Source organism: Pseudomonas sp. RIT-To-2, from assembly GCF_029623465.1.
GTDB classification, from domain to species: domain Bacteria; phylum Pseudomonadota; class Gammaproteobacteria; order Pseudomonadales; family Pseudomonadaceae; genus Aquipseudomonas; species Aquipseudomonas silvicola.
Genome location: NZ_JAPYKM010000003.1, coordinates 195,385 through 210,474, shown reverse-complemented (window position 1 = coordinate 210,474; position 15,090 = coordinate 195,385). Strand labels below are relative to the sequence as shown.

The window sequence follows — 15,090 nt, the reverse complement described above, 5'->3', positions numbered from 1 at the left end:
CCAAGGGTTTCAGCAGCCGTTGTAGCGAAGGGCGCGCTGTCGATCAATAGGCCCTGACCACGCTGACCCCGGCACGGTAGTCGGAGATCCCGGCAGCACTGCCGCGGCGCTCCACCATGATCTGGTAACGCCCCGGGTCCAGGCGCACTTCGCTCAGTTCGGCATGCAGCACGCCGCTGCCCCAGGATGACAGCGTGGGGTGGTTGATGCGCCGGTCCTGGATAACCACCGCATCGTCGATGTCATAGATACGCAGAAAAACGTTGAACGGTGCCCCCGGCTCCTGGGTGTGCCCCGTGGCATCCGGGCGCAAGCCACCAGCCCCCTCCCACAGCCGTTGGCGCGCCGTCAGGTCATTGGGCGGGTAGAAGTAGTCCAGGCGCACCGAGTAGCTGTCTTTGTCGACGATGCGCACGGTGATCCCCGCCACGGCACCCGACGTCTTCAGGCTCAGGGGCGCGACGTCGGCGGCGTTGGCCTCGGGACTGTGGGCCGCCAAGGCGAGGTTCAAGGCACACAAGGCCAGCGGGATATCTCTCAAAACGGTTTCACCGGTGGGTTGTCCGTTTCAGGGTATCTCAATTTTCGCGCGACGCCACCGCCTGCCATAGCTCGCGAGCCTTGTCCTTGAGCCATAGCGCCTCGGCCCAGCGGTCACCCAGCTCGCGGCCATCGGCGCCCGTGATAGCGTATGGCGGCGGCCCCAACTCGCAGGTGAATGACAGGCTACCGGTGGCACTGCCGTCACGGGCCAGCCAATCTTCCATGCCGTGGCGCCACCACCCCAGAAAACGCTGCACCCAGGCCTGGTGCTGGGCAAACGCCAGGGATACCTGCACCTGCTCGCTGCTGGCGACCCGCCCGTGAAAGCCCCAACTGCGCCGCAGTATCTGGTGAATCGGCTCGTCGTCTTCGCTGCTGGGCGCTTCGGGCAACTCCCGGCCCACCACGTAATGGGACAGGTCGGCGAGCAGCTTGAGGTCCGGCAGTTCGGCCAGCAGCTGCAGGGTGAAGGGCAAGTCGTTGGTGACTCGGTAGCGATGGGTTTCCACCAGCACCGGAAAGTCCACCTGTTCGGCCAGCCGTTGCCAGCCTTCGAGCAAGGGCACTGCGCCTGCCAGGGTAAACGGCCGCACGTCCGCTTGAATCGTCAGGTGGTGGCAGCCGTGCTGGCTGGCGACGTCCAGCGCGGCGGCCAGGTCGTCCACTGTGCGTGGAAACACCTGGCCCTCGATGGCCAGCCCCAGGCTCTGCGCAGCGTTGCTCAAGCGTCGGGCATGGGCGGGTTGCCAGAAATGGTCGGTGATACCGTCGAAGCCCGCTGCGGCGATCTGCTGCAGTTGCGCCTCTAGCGGCTGGGTGGGCTGGCCCTGGTGGTCGAGCATGGCCCACAGGGATTGAAACACCAGAAAACGGCTCACGGTCAGTTCCTCAACAGGGTTTTGAGTGACACACGGGCATCGGCCAGGGCCTCGACAGGCAATGGCAGGGCGGCGCTGATCAACCGTTCGCACAGCTTGATGTCCTTGGCCACGCTGTTGCCGGGCCCCCAGGCGCAAGCACCTTGCAGGCGCCGGCCGGCGTCGAGGAAGAACAGCAGCAAGCCCCCGCTGGCCAACTCGCGCCGCACGCTCGGTGAGCCGTCACCTGCATCGCCCACCCTCTGCAGGCTGGTATCGTACTGATCGGACCAGAACCCTGGCACCTGCTCAAAGGGCAGTTCGGCGCCCAGCAGGTTGAGCGCAGCGTGGCGCCCCTGGGCCTCGGCGTTACGCCAGGTTTCCTGACGCTGGAAAGCTCCCTGCAGGTGCAACCTGAACTCGCAGACATCGCCGGCGGCATACACCTGCCGGTCACTGGTGCGCAGGAAGGCGTCGACGCGGATGCCCTGCCCCACCGCCAAGCCCGCCGCCTGGGCCAGGTCGATATTGGGTTGCATGCCGATGCCCACCAGCACGCCATCGCACGGGATGCGGCTACCGTCCACTAGGGAAACAACCTCGACCTGGCTACCGCCCTCGAATGCTTCGATACGTGCATTCAGGCGCACGTCCACACCGTGTTCGCGGTGCAGGTCCAACAGCGCGTCGCCGATGTCCGCCGGCAGCACGCGCCCGGCCAGGCGCGGGCCGGCTTCCAGCAAGGTCACCTCGCAGCCCAGGGCGCGGGCACTGGCGGCCACCTCCAGGCCGATGAACCCACCACCCACCACCACCAGGCGCGCCCCGGGGCGAAGGCTGTCGCGCAGGGCCAGCGCTTCATCGTGGGTACGCAGGTACAACACGTTTCGCCAGCCGGGCGCCACGCCGGGCAGGCGCCGGGCGCGACCGCCGGTGGCCAGCAACAGGCCGCGATAGCCCACGTGCGTGCCGTCGGCCAGGGCCAGGCGCCGCGCGGTGGTATCCAGTGCCTGCACCGGCTGCCCCGTGAGGTGTTCGATGCCCAGCGCCCGCAGCTGTTGCGCACCGCACAGGCTGAAGCCGGCCAATTCAGCGCTGCCCTGCAACAGGCCCTTGGACAACGCTGGTCGCTCATAAGGGGCGTGGGGCTCGTCACCGATCAGCAGCAGGCGGCCGTCATACCCTTGCTCGCGCAACGTAAGGGCGGCGCGGCCACCGGCGTGGCCGGCGCCGACGATAACCAGCGGGTCGGCAGTGCTCATGGGCTCACCCCCAGCAGCACCCGGCCGCCCTCGACCCGCACGGGGTAGGTCTTGAGGTTGACGCACACCGGCGCCCCCAGTGCCTTGCCGGTGCGGTAATTGAAGCGGCCGTTGTGCTTGGGGCATTCGATGACATCGCCCATCACCAGGCCGTCGGCCAGGTGAATGGCTTCATGGGTGCAGCGCCCGTCGGTGGCAAAGAATTCGTCGTCGGCGGCGCGGTACACCGCGTATGTGTGCTGCTGGTGGTCGAAACGGATCACGTCTTCTTCGTCGATCTCGTCCACGGCGCACACATCGACCCATTGATCATTCATGGCGGTCTCTCTTGTCATGGAAACACTAGGGGCAGGTTCAAGCCACCGCCGATTCGCCGGGCTGGGGCACAGGGCGCTGCACGTGGCAGGTGGGGTCTTTGCGCTGGCGCCACACCGTTGGCAGGATTTCCCGGTATGCCTCCCACAGGCTGGCGTAAGGCGGCGGGCAATCGTGGCGAATGGCTTCATGCAGCTTGGGCAAGGCGTGGTACGGCACCATCGGAAACATGTGGTGCTCCAGGTGGTAGTTCATGTTCATGTACAGGAACCGCTGCACCGAGCCCATGTAGATGGTGCGGCAGTTGTAGCGATGGTCCAGCACGTCCTCGGCCAGGCCCACGTGCTGGGACACACCCCACACGTAGTTCAGCCAGCCGCCGTACAGGGTCGGCAGGCCGATGATCATCAGGGGCAGCCAGCTGTGCAGCACCAGTGCGGTACCCAGGGTAACGGCGTAGATCAGCAGCCAGGCCCGTGCGGTCCAGAACACCCGGGCGCTTTGGGAGTGCGGGATGAAGGTCTGCTCCTGCTCGTCCAGGCGGCCACCGGCATGACGAAACAGCGCGGCGCTGGTCTTGACCACATGGGGCAGGCTGAACAGGCTGAGGCACATCTTTACCAGGCTCGGCGGGCGCGGTTCGACGATCTCGGGGTCACGGCCGACGATGATTGTGTCGGTGTGATGACGGGCGTGGCTCCAGCGCCACACATGGGGCTCGAACATGATCATGAAGCTGGCCAGGTGGTACACCGCGTCGTTCAGCCAGCGGGTCTTGAACGCGGTGCCGTGGCCGCATTCATGCCAGCGGGCGTTGGCGGCGCTGCCATACAGCACACCGTAGGCGAAAAAGAACGGCACGCAGGCCCAGCTGCCCCACAACCAGCAGCCCGCGCCGCCGGTGGCCAGCAGTGCAAGCAGCCACAGGCCGGTGTCTCGCAGGGCCGGGCCGTCACGGCGCTGCATCAATTCTTTCATCTGTTTGCGGGGTACCGGCGACTGGTACCAGGTGGCCGAGGCCAACCCGAGTTCCACCGCGCGGGCGGCCTGGTCGCCGGTCAGGCGGTAATCGCGGCGCGCGGGCCGGGCACGGCGTTCCAACGCTGCACTGTAGTCGGACATCTTGTTATTCTCCGCAGGCGTAAGGGGTGGGCGTGCCGGCCTTCCGCAACCGGCTCGCCTGGGCCAACCTTAGGTCTGCGCACGGTTCCCCTCAATGCCTTGAAGACATTCACTCTCAAGCTATCATCGCAAGGGATGAACGCTTGATGGTTTTCTATCAAGGCATGAACCAAGGGCCCCCATGAACAAAAACAAACGCCCCACCATCGCCACTGTCGCTGCCCAGGCTGGCCTGAGCGTGGCCACCGTCGACCGGGTCCTCAACGCCCGTGCGCCCGTCAACGCCGAAACCGCAGAGCGGGTGTTCCACGCTGCCGAAGCGGTGGGCTACTTCGCCGCACGGCTGATTGGCCAGCGTATCAACGAACGAAAACCCGCCTACCGTTTCGGCGTGCTGTTGCTGGGCACCGCCCAGGCGTTCTACGGGCAGTTGCAGCACGCCATCGAGGAAGCCGCCCGACGCTACGGCGCAGCCAACCTTAGTTGCCACTTCGACCATGTGACAGACCGCAGCCCCGCCGCCATCATCGGCCAGATAGAGCGCCTGGCCGTGCAGTGCGACGCCCTGGCGGTGGTGAGCTTCAGCGACCCGGGAATCAACGCCTGCATCGAACAGATGCGCGCCGCCGGGGTGCCGGTGGTGGCCTTGCTGTCGGACGTGGATGAACGGGGCCGCACGCCGTATGTGGGCCTGGACAACCGCCAGGTGGGCCGTACCATGGGCTGGCTGCTGGCCAGCCTGCGGGGCGAACGCCATGGCAGCGTAGGGGTGCTGTTGGGCGGCTATCGCTTCCTGTGCCACCAGGAGCGCGTCGCCGCCTTGTACGAGTACTTGGCGGAACACGCGCCACGGCTGACCCTGCTGGACCCGCTGATCAACCTGGACAATGACCAACTGACCGAAGAAGCCACCCTCGACCTGCTGGCCCGCCACCCTGACCTGTGTGGCCTGTGCGTGGTGGGCGGCGGCGGTGACGGCGTGATCAGCGCGCTGCGCCAGCGCCCGGTGCACCCGCGGCTGTGCAGCATCGTGCCGGAGTCGACCCCGCTGTCGCGCCAGGCCATGGCCGACGGCGTGCTGAGCCTGGTGATCGACTCCCAACCGCAACCCGTCGCCCAGGCATTGATCGACGTGCTGGTAGGCCTGCAACAGGCCCCTGACTTCGATGCCTGCCGGCAGCGGGTGTTCGTGCCGTTGCAGATCATCACCCGGGAGAACATGGCGCCCTGACCCTGACGCTGTCCATGGCCCGCGGCCGCCTACTGGTAACTGACTTTCACGGTGGCCGTGCCTTTGATCAGGCCTGCCGTTACGCAGTGGCTGCCTGCCCCGCTCTGGTAATAGCGCACCCGGTAAGGCAAGTTGAACGCCGCGGTGCTGTTGAGCACCGACCCCACCACCGCGGTGTCGCCCAGCACCACGGGCAGGTTGCTGGTGGCATCCAGTATCTGCAAGGCTACGCACGACGCCCCTTCACTGCTGCTCTGTGGTTTCAGCAGGCCCAGGCTGCCATCGGCGACCCATCGGTCGGCATCGATCGTCAGCGTGACGGCACCGTTGCTGCCCTTGCAGGTAAACGTCACTGGAAAGTCAGTGTCGCCGTGGGTGCTGCCCACGCCATTGAACCGGCTGGCCGGCACATCGGGCAGGTTCACCGACAGATCGCCGATGTCGCAGGTGCCGGTTTCAGGCACGATTTCGCTGCCACCCCCCGTGATCCGCGTGGTCAGGAAGATGCCGCTGTTGAAGGGGTACGTCGCGTAGGCGATGTTGTTGGTGTAAGTGCCGGCGGCCAGCGCGCCCGACCCCACGGTATCGCTGAGCTTGATCAATTCCACCACCACGGAGCCCGTCACATTGAACACGAGGGTGTTTTGCGCCACCGAACCGCTGGTGCCCGGCATGCCCAGGTTCCAGGTGGTCTTGTCGCCTGCGTAAAAGGGCGTCGTCGACCGTGCCTGAAGCCAGCTGGTTCGCATGCCCACGCCGGCGATGTTGGTGGTATAGACATTCTTGATCGCCGTGGATGTGCCCTGCATCACTCGCCATTCGGTGGTGTCCCCCGGCTTGCAGGACACAATGGCGAAGAACGTGCCGGCAATCGGAAACTCCTGGCTGTAGAACACCTCACCCACCGCCGTGCCGGACGGCACCGAAATCTTGCCCATGCCAATATCGACCACCGCGCCCTCCTGGTAGTTGGGCATCATGCCGCACACCGCCCAGGCGGAGGAAGACAGCATCAGGCTGGCAAGCATGCCGATCGCCCCCAGGAGACGGCCGACCCGGCACGGCCGCACATATCGTTCGAACATGCTCATCGGCTGCTCAGGCCTGAGCCCGCAGCATGGATGCACGGCGCCTGAGTACTCATCAGGGGGTGGCCCGCCCCATGCTCGACCAGGCTATAGGTGATCTGGCAACTGGAGCCACCCTGCAGGTTGACCGACAACGTGCCGGTATCGGCGATGCCCTGGACAAAGGCATTGTTGCCCTGCCCCACCACGCCCACCACGTTGCCACCGGCGTCGCGCACATCGGCGCCGAACGGCAACGCGATATGCCCGCCGTTGGTGATATGGATCACGGCCGATTGCCCGACACGCGTCTTGAAGTCCACCCGCACGATAGCGCCGGCGAACGGGGCGACCTGCTGGGAGGTGTTTTGAAAGGTAACGTCCATGGAGCTGCCCTTGGGGTCCAGATTGATGGTGTTCATGCGGTAAGGCGACAGGTACGGCATCACTCCGTAACCGTGCTTGTCGAGCTGCAGGCCGGATAGACCGCCGATGGTCGCGCCCTCGGCGCCTGGCGCCGACACCACGGCGATGGTCTCGCCGGTGTTGGGCGACAGGGTCACGCCGCCGCTGTGCAGCACCATGCTGCCGTCGCTGCCTAGCGAATAGGACTTGTAGTCACCGCCCTGCTCGTACGAGCCCCGAACGGTGCTGCGGGTCCCACGGTATTGGGCGTTGGCGCTGCCCGACCCTGATGTGTTGGTATCGCTGGCCTGGGTCACGCCATAGCTAAGCCGCCCTTCGTCGTCGGCGGTACCGCTGAGGTAGTTGCGCAGCGTGCTGCCCTGCCCCGGTGTCGTGGTGTATTGGGTGCTCAGGGTCGGCGACCTGGCACTGCTGCCCAGCGGCAAGGTGAGGCTGAGGAAGTACTGAGTCTGAGCGCCCATGAACTGATCATCGTTGCGGCTGGCCGACAGGCTGTAGCTGACATCGCCCAGGTTGCCGTTGAAGCCCACCTGGAATTGCCGGCTGGACTTGTCCGTGCCACTCCAGCGCTTGCTGCTGGAGCCGGTCAGGAACACCGAGCCATAACTGCCCACCGGCTGGTCGATGCTGACGTCGAAGCGGTCCCGTTCGTTGCCGTTCCATAACCAGTCTTCCTGGAACGCAGGGTCCTTGACCCGCTCGCGGGCGTCGACCGCCTGCGACAGCGTCATGTACCGGGATGAGGAATAGCGGTACGCCGCCAGGGTGACATTGGTCTTGGTATCAGTCAGCATTTTGCTGTACGCCAGCTTCACACTGCGCCCGGACGCCGAGCCGTGGCCGTTGCCAAGGTCGGTCTGTTCCTGGGTCAGGTCCAGCGAAAACGCGCCCACCGGCGTGTTCAGGCCGGCGCCGAGCAACCCCGCGCGAAACCCCTCGCTGGCCTGGATACCACCATAGCCGGTCAGGTAGTTATTGAAGCCGTAGTGCAACGTACCTTGCACCAGGTGGGCATCCGAGGCCGTGGCCTGGTTGTACAGCTTGCCCGCCACCAGGTCATATTGGCTGCGCCCGGGGCGCAGCAGGTTGGTCACTGACGAATAGGGCACCGCAAAGCGCCGCTCACCACCGTCCGCCTCGGTAACCACCACATTGAGGTCACCGCCGTAACCGGTGGGGTACAGGTCGTCGATGACGAAGTTGCCGGGGGTCACGGTGGTCTGGTAAATCTTGATGTCGTTCTGCCAAACCTCGACCTTGGCGTTGGTGCGCGCGAAGCTGCGAATGGTCGGTGCGAAGCCGATCTGCGAGTCCGGGTACATGCGCTCGTCCGACGCCAGGCTGGCACCGCGCACGGCCACGCTGTCGAAGCCCACGCCCTTGGTGTTGATCTCGCCCAGGGTGACCAGGCTCTTGAGCCCCGCCACCGGGCGCTGCACGTAGGTGGACAGCCTGTTCCACTGCGCCTTGGAGCCATTGGCCCAGGTGACATTGGCGTTGTGCCTGAACTGCCACAGGCCCAGGTTGAAGCCGCCCCGCAACCCCAGGTAGGCCGAGTCGGTGCTGCCGAAATCGTCATTCTGGGTGCCGAAATAGTTCAGGTTGTAGTCCAGCTTCGCCGCTGTCACGCCTGGGTTCCAATATTCGGGCTCGACATACCCACGGGGTATGCGGCGCAGGTTCGCCTGGGGAACCTGCAGGTACAGCTTCTGCTCCGACAGGTCGGCATAGGCGATCGCGTTGGGGATGGCGGCGGCCAGGGTACGGCAAGCCTGATGCTCTGACTGCGGCGGGGTATCGATGCCGATACGGCGCATCTCGGCCACCGTGAAACAGGCCTCGGCGATGTTGCCATGGCCCACATCGACGAACTCGATGCGGGCCCGCGAGGATTGCTTGCCGTTCAGGTAGATATCCAGGTCATAGTGCCCCGGTAATACGGGGTTGCCTTGCTGATAGCGGGACATATCCAGGTGCTTGGCGCTGCCCACCAGGAATGAGCTGTCGAACTGTGCATCCGGATGGACCGTTTGCGCAGCCGCCGGTGGCAGTGTCGGTTCAGCCGCCACGGCAGGCTTGGCAGCCCAATGGCATATGACACACAGCACGGCCCAGAAACGCAGGGCCGGGCCTGAAGTTGTGGCGCGCGGAAACCTTCCGCCCACGCAGAAAGAGCGAGCTAAACAGTTCATATTCATCACAACAACGTGGCGGGGTTTTACAACGAATAACGGCACTGTTGCCGAAGCGTATTATTCGACTGTTGCGGTCAGTGTCTTCAATGCACCATAGTCATTGATGTAGTCGAACCGCACCTCGCCCTCTTTGGGGGCCGAAGCAGTCGCGCTTGCACGCTTGAGTTCGAATGTTTCCCGGCCACCCGGTGCAACCATGTGTGCCCCCGAGTCGTCGCTCAAGACGCTGCCCGAGTGGGCAACCACAAGGGTTGCAAACGAAACGTGAAACGGTGATGAGTTAGTGCAGACCAATTGCCACCGGTCGCCGTTCTTCACCATCTTCCACTTTAACTGCTGTGCCGCTTCATGCAATGAACCGGCGAGTGCCCGGGGCCGATAAAATACTTTTATTCGGCTTTGAATGGCCAACAACAAGTTGTTCTTGCCCCTGGCGTCTGCTGACGTCGGCGGAATCTCCAGTACGTTCAGCCAGAACAGCGATTCGTGGTCCTGGGGCAGCGACGCACCATTGAACAGGATGCGCAGTGTCTGCGATGCCTGAGCCTCTATTCGGGTGACAGGCGGCATGATGAGAAACGGCGCCGCGCTGTTTTCAGGTGTCGAGTCACCGTGGCCATCATCCATCCACGACTGCACCAGGGCCGGTGTAGCACCCTTGTTCGCCAGTGACAGCGTGACCTCCCGGTCCCCCTCGGGATAGATAAGCCGGGTGCCACCCAATACGACGTTCGCGTCGGCGGCGGCGCTGGACAGGCAAGCGACCAGACAGCCAAGCAATAGAAAATATATCCGCATAATGGTGGGGTGCCCTCTGCGCGGCCACCGCGCAGAGGGCAGGTTCTCAGTTATAGCTCAGTTGATATTTGACCTGGCTCTTGACCAGGCCCGCTGTCGATTCACCGGTGGCGTAGTACTGCACGCCATAGGTCATCTCGGCGGCGTTGTTGATCAGCGCAAAGCTCTTCGACGCGCCTGCATCACCGGGCTTGATCACACTGCTGTCATCCGTGTTGAACAGTTGCAGGCCCACTTGCGTGGCGGCGGTGGCACCGCTCAGCTGGTTCTTCAACAGGCCGGAACTGAGGTCCACCAGGCTCGCGTCGTAGAGAAATTGCGCGCGTACGTTCTTCACCGATGGCGAGCAGTTATCCACGGCAATGCGGAAGTTCAGCGGTACCGCGGTGTCACCTGCCTGGGCCAGTTCGGCGACTTTCGCTGTCGCCAGGTCGACGGTGAAATCACCATTGGTACCGGTGGTGACTTCGCAGGTTTCATCAGTGACCTTGCCATTGAAGGTAATGGTTCCGGTGTCCGCCGCCAATGCGGCCTGGGACATCAACGCGAGGCTTACCACGCTCAATACCGCACTTCCCAACGACATCTTAAACTGCTTTTTCATCACGTATTATCCATCCAGAAAGTTTCAGGCACACGCCATCTTTATTCCGCGCGAAGTGCATCCCTTAATGCCATCGGCGTCAGGCTGCATTCATGACGGCGGAACGATTATCGGTATTCGGTCAATGGCGGTCTTTGAAAAAATGCCGCGACTTGTAGAAACAGCGCTTTATTCTTTCAACTTCGACAATAGTGTTTTTCAGCCACGCTCGTCTCGATAACTGGAGGGCGTGATGCCCATCAGGCTTTTGAAACTTGCGCACATATGCGCGTGGTCCGAAAAGCCACACGCGTGGGCAATGTCGCTTAACGTTGATGTCTCGTTTCTTAGTAATTCACAGGCCTTGGTGACCCGCTCCAGTATCACGTACTGGTGAGGTGTCTGCCCCAGGGTGGCTCGGAACTGACGGATGAACGCCGAGCGCCCCAGGCCGGCGATCGCTGCCAGTTCCTCCACCCGCAGCGGCGCGCTCAGGTTGGCACGCAAATGCGCGATCACCGGGTCGAACGCTTGCATGCGCCGGGCACTGCCCACCTGGCCTCGCCAGGCATCGCGCAACTCCAGGGTATGGAACGCGATCGCCCGGGCCAGGTGCTCGGTTTTCATCGCTGCCACGCTGCCGGAGTGGTCCATGGCCTGCTTGATGCTTCGCAGCATCAGGCTCAGGCCGCGGTCCTGCAGGCCGAACATCGAGATCAGCGGCAGCCGCACGCGCTCCGCCGCATACACCGGGCTGTTGGCCACCTCCTCGAACACTTCGGCACGGATGAAGACATGCAGCACCCGGGTGGCATTGGCCAGGTCCACCTGCAATATTTCCTTGGGCCCGGTCACTACCATACTGTCAGGGCGCAGCAACCCGTGCTGGCGTCGGAAGTTGTTGTGCAGTTCAATTTTCAGCGGCCGCAACGGCACCACGAACCACATGTCCCGGGTTCGCCTGTAGGTGGCCTGGTGTGGCATTTCATCCGTGACTTCGGCATAGACCGTCTTCCACCCGAGGCCTTCGCTGGACTTGAGCAAGGACATGCCGGGGTGAAGCGTGAGGGGTGTGTCGCTGCGGCGGTACTCATGTTTAAACGGGTATTGAGGCATGGCATGGGTCCTGAGCAAGCGAGTGCCATCCCACCGGTTCAACGTCGATTCATCTGGAATGGCAACCGCGCGAACTGTTTCGGCTCTGTTGTGCCGATGACGCTGGCTGCGTTATCCGGTCAATTCTGCGGGTGTGGGTGAAGGGAGTCTTTAGGATAAATCTGAAAGTGCGCCACCTGCGGTGGCCCTGTCGGCCGCAGCGAGCCCTGCCCACGGCAGGGTCTCAGGGGAACAGGCTGGCATTGGCGCAGAACGTCAGCAGCGCCTGGTCATTTTCCACGGCCAGCTTGCGCATGGCCGAAATCTTCTGGGCGCTGACGGTCTTGGTGCTTCGGTTGAGCAACAAGGCGATCTCCCGGCCACTCATGCCCGAGACGAAATGGCGCAGCACTTCATATTCCTTGACCGATAACCGGGCGACCCGCGCCTGCACGTCATCACCCGGCAGTGCCGGCGCCAGGCCCGGTCCACGGTAAATGCGCCCGCGCGACAAGGCGCGCAGGGCCACGACGATTTCATTGAGGTCGCCACTTTTCGAGATCACCCCGGACACCCCCAGGTCATAGAGGCGGGACAGTATCAGCGGGTTGGATTGCATGGTCAGGATGAGGATGCGCGTGTCCGGAAACTGGCGACGCAGGTAGTCGATCAGCTTGAGGCCGTCGCCATAGGTGTCGTCGCCGGGCATGGTGTAATCGGTAATGACCACCTGGGGCGCATGCGCGTGGTAGAGCCTGACCAGTTCGCTGGGGCCGTGGGCGGTACCGACGACCTTGAATCGACCCTCTCGCTCGATGATCTCCTGCACCCCCATCACCACGATCGGGTGGTCATCGGCTACCACGACACTCATTCTATTCATGACATTCAAATCCGTTACCAGTGATCGAAGGCGCGGGCTCACCGTTTGCCCCAGGCGTGCCATCGCCGGGGGCTTGGACCAGCAGCCGTTCAATACGCTCCACCAGCGCCGCGAAAGCCGTGGGCAGGTGGTGCTGGGCAGGCAGTTCGGCCAGTTGCCTTTCCAGCGCTTCGCAAGCCTGGCTCAGGGGGTACGCCTTGACCACCGCCAGCGCGCCGCACAGGCGGTGCAACTGTTGCCCCAGCGCTACCCGGTCCTGACGCCGCTCGGCGTCACGCAGTGCCTGGATGTCGGCACGCAGGGTTTTCTCGAACAGGGCGCGCATGCTTGGTGACAGGTCCAGGTGATCGGCGCCCGATACATACGGCGTCGAGGACGGCGGCGAACGGTCGGCGCCGGGGCACAACCGCAGCAACACCTGCTGCAACTCGCGCAAACGCACCGGCTTGATCAACCATGCATCCAGCCCCGCCGCGGCAAACGGCGCCGCGCCTTCAAGCCCGGCACTGGCCGTGATGCCCACCATCGGCAGCGTCGCACCACGGCGCCGCAGCTCTGCGGCCAATTGATAGCCCGTCATCAGCGGCATATTGACGTCTGTCAGTATCACGTCGAACGCCCCAGGTGCCCAGTGGTCCAGCGCCTGCCGCCCATCCTCGGCCAGGGTCACCTGGCAACCCAGCGCTTGCAACTGTTCCTTGAGCAGCGCCTGGTTCACCGGGTTGTCCTCGGCGATCAACACCCGCAGGCCCAGCCCGCCCAAAGGGCTGCCTGCCGCCTGCACGGCCTCGGGGCGGGCAAGCAGCCGCCGCGCCTGCACCACGGCCTGGGTAACACTGAACGTGAAGGTGCTGCCCACACCTGGCTGGCTTTCCACCTTCAGGCGCCCGCCCATCAACTGCGCCAGGCTGGCGCAGATGGACAACCCCAGGCCTGTGCCGCTGATGGTGTGTTCGTTGGCGTGGGCCTGATAAAAGGGTTCGAACAGACGTTGCTGTTGCTCGGGCGCAATGCCGATGCCGGTATCGGTTACCTGCCAATGCAGCATGGCGCTATCAGCGCTGACCTCCGCTTTCAGGTGGACGATGACGCTGCCCACATCGGTGAATTTCAACCCGTTGCTGATCAGGTTGTTGAGGATCTGGCGGCTGCGCAGCGCATCGCCTTCCACCAGGCCCGGCACATTTTCGTCAATGCGGGCCTGCAGCTGCAGCCCCCGGCGGTTGGCCATGCCTGCATAGGCGGCGACCACGTCTTCTGCCAGCGCATGCGGATCGAACGCCGCGTACGCCAGGGTCATCTCACCCGCTTCGATCTTGGACACGTCCAGTGCATCGCTGACCAAGTGCAGCAAGGTTGAACAGGAGCGCTCGATGACCTCCAGGTGATGCCTCTGCGGCTCCGTGAGCCCGCTGCGCCCCAACAGTTCCAGAGTCCCCAGCGCACCGTAAAGTGGCGTGCGGATTTCATGGCTCATGGTTGCCAGAAAGCGCGATTTCGCCGCGCTGGCGGCGTCGGCGCTGCGCTTGGCCTCGGCTACCATCTGGTTGGCCTGGCGCGCGGGCCAGATGACCTTGCGCGAATACCAGCGCGTGGCCGCCCAACTGCCGAGCAGGCTGCCCAACAGCAACAGGATGCCGCCTAGCAGTTGCCATTTGGCGTAGCCGAAGAAATGCTGATAACCCAATTGGTACAACGCTACCCAGCCTCCCGCCGCGGCACCGCCCACCTTGAACACGATGCCCTGGGTAGCGAAATTCAAGCCTTCCTCATAGTCAACGGCGCGCCCCACCGTGTCGATAAGCGAGTTACCCCGGGGCGATTGCAGCTGCAACTGGTCGTATAACGGGCGCTCCCACACCTGCTCGGGGTTATCAAGTCGCTCCAGGTCCAGCAGCGTCACGGCCACCACTTGCTGCTTGAGGTCCGGCGCCCACCACAGCGCGTCCGGCAGTTTGAAATCGATTGCCCCCAGTAATTCACGTGGCGTATCCGACCGGCTCCAGCGCACCCCCGGGTTGGCCCCCACCGCGGGCTGCGCCTGCAGCGCCGCGTGGATGGCGGCGACAGTAGGCAGGTAACTGCCCTGGTTCAGGGGCGGCCGGCCGGCGAAATGGTCGATGGCCGGTACGGCCAGGCTGGTGTTGCCCTGCACGCCGATGACGAAGACCTGGGGGGCCGGGTAGGCGGAGGTGCTCCAGAAGCTGCTGTAGAACGTCGCCAGCAGCATGCCGAGGGTGAAATTGCCTGGGTTTACCTCATTCCGGGGATGCAGTTGGCCCAAGGTGAAAGGCATCGAAAAAGTGAACTGCCGGCCTTCGTACAGCCGTGCATCGTTCGTTTCAAGCAGCACCCTGTGCTGGGTCTGCAGCCCTCGGGCAGGCTGACGCCGCGGTGCCTGGTCACCATGCTGGGCAATCTGGGTCAGGAAGGCCTCATGCTGGCGGATATCGCCCATCAGACGGTTGAAGTGCAGGGACACCTTGTTGCGCTCTTCAGACACCACTCGGCTTAGCGCCCAGGTGCAGGCCGCCAGCATCAGCAGGTTCAGGAATACCGCGCAGAGCAGCACGGTGTTGAGGCGCAGCGACGTGGTGGCCAGCTTGCGGATCAAGCGGTAATTGTATTCCGGCATTGGGTGGTACATCCGTTCAGGGGGAAGGGGTTGCCGACCCTGTACGGATTTTCAAGCGCGGGGGCGGGTGGACGTTCA

At 63.9% G+C, this 15,090-nt stretch carries 13 protein-coding genes; 1 reads left to right on the top strand and 12 read right to left on the bottom strand.

The annotated features are described in order from the left end of the window. Positions 1-43: 43 nt before the first annotated feature. From QBK88_RS04380 to QBK88_RS04360, 5 genes are read right to left on the bottom strand one after another with little or no spacing between them, the layout of a single operon-like run. On the bottom strand, positions 44-541 hold the full coding sequence (locus QBK88_RS04380) for a DUF5625 family protein (protein WP_277961061.1): 498 nt from the start codon (positions 539-541) through the stop codon (positions 44-46). 37 nt (positions 542-578) lie between these two features. Further along, positions 579-1,421, bottom strand: a complete 843-nt coding sequence (locus QBK88_RS04375) for a sugar phosphate isomerase/epimerase (protein ID WP_277961060.1) — start codon at positions 1,419-1,421, stop codon at positions 579-581. Between the two features lie 2 nt (positions 1,422-1,423). Beyond that, positions 1,424-2,662, bottom strand: coding sequence for an FAD-dependent oxidoreductase (locus QBK88_RS04370; protein WP_277961059.1), 1,239 nt, complete (start codon positions 2,660-2,662; stop codon positions 1,424-1,426). Next, positions 2,659-2,979, bottom strand: coding sequence for a MocE family 2Fe-2S type ferredoxin (locus QBK88_RS04365; protein ID WP_268144009.1), 321 nt, complete (start codon positions 2,977-2,979; stop codon positions 2,659-2,661). The genes QBK88_RS04370 and QBK88_RS04365 overlap by 4 nt, the downstream gene beginning before the upstream one ends. Before the next feature lie 37 nt (positions 2,980-3,016). Further along, a complete protein-coding gene (locus QBK88_RS04360; protein WP_277961058.1) occupies positions 3,017-4,099 on the bottom strand; it encodes a fatty acid desaturase family protein in 1,083 nt (360 codons plus the stop codon). Positions 4,100-4,280: 181 nt separating this feature from the next. Between QBK88_RS04360 and QBK88_RS04355 the strand changes: the two genes are divergently transcribed. Further along, positions 4,281-5,330: a LacI family DNA-binding transcriptional regulator gene (locus tag QBK88_RS04355; RefSeq protein WP_277961057.1), complete on the top strand. Its 1,050-nt coding sequence runs from the start codon at positions 4,281-4,283 to the stop codon at positions 5,328-5,330. Between the two features lie 29 nt (positions 5,331-5,359). Here QBK88_RS04355 and QBK88_RS04350 read toward each other — a convergent pair whose 3' ends face one another. The 7 genes from QBK88_RS04350 to QBK88_RS04320 all read right to left on the bottom strand — a co-directional run bounded on the left by QBK88_RS04350 (position 5,360) and on the right by QBK88_RS04320 (position 15,012). Then, entirely contained in the window at positions 5,360-6,421 is a 1,062-nt protein-coding gene (locus tag QBK88_RS04350) for a fimbrial protein (RefSeq protein ID WP_277961056.1), read from the bottom strand. Continuing rightward, positions 6,418-9,015: a fimbria/pilus outer membrane usher protein gene (locus QBK88_RS04345; RefSeq protein ID WP_277961055.1), complete on the bottom strand. Its 2,598-nt coding sequence runs from the start codon at positions 9,013-9,015 to the stop codon at positions 6,418-6,420. Before QBK88_RS04345 ends, QBK88_RS04350 begins: the two co-directional genes overlap by 4 nt. Before the next feature lie 60 nt (positions 9,016-9,075). Next, entirely contained in the window at positions 9,076-9,816 is a 741-nt protein-coding gene (locus tag QBK88_RS04340) for a fimbrial biogenesis chaperone (protein WP_277961054.1), read from the bottom strand. A gap of 46 nt (positions 9,817-9,862) precedes the next feature. Next, positions 9,863-10,420, bottom strand: coding sequence for a fimbrial protein (locus QBK88_RS04335; RefSeq protein WP_277961053.1), 558 nt, complete (start codon positions 10,418-10,420; stop codon positions 9,863-9,865). Positions 10,421-10,618: 198 nt separating this feature from the next. After that, on the bottom strand, positions 10,619-11,515 hold the full coding sequence (locus QBK88_RS04330) for an AraC family transcriptional regulator (protein ID WP_268144022.1): 897 nt from the start codon (positions 11,513-11,515) through the stop codon (positions 10,619-10,621). A 223-nt stretch (positions 11,516-11,738) separates the two neighbouring features. Then, positions 11,739-12,377, bottom strand: a complete 639-nt coding sequence (locus QBK88_RS04325; protein ID WP_277961052.1) for a response regulator — start codon at positions 12,375-12,377, stop codon at positions 11,739-11,741. After that, on the bottom strand, positions 12,370-15,012 hold the full coding sequence (locus tag QBK88_RS04320) for an ATP-binding protein (protein WP_277961051.1): 2,643 nt from the start codon (positions 15,010-15,012) through the stop codon (positions 12,370-12,372). Before QBK88_RS04320 ends, QBK88_RS04325 begins: the two co-directional genes overlap by 8 nt. Positions 15,013-15,090 lie beyond the last annotated feature (78 nt).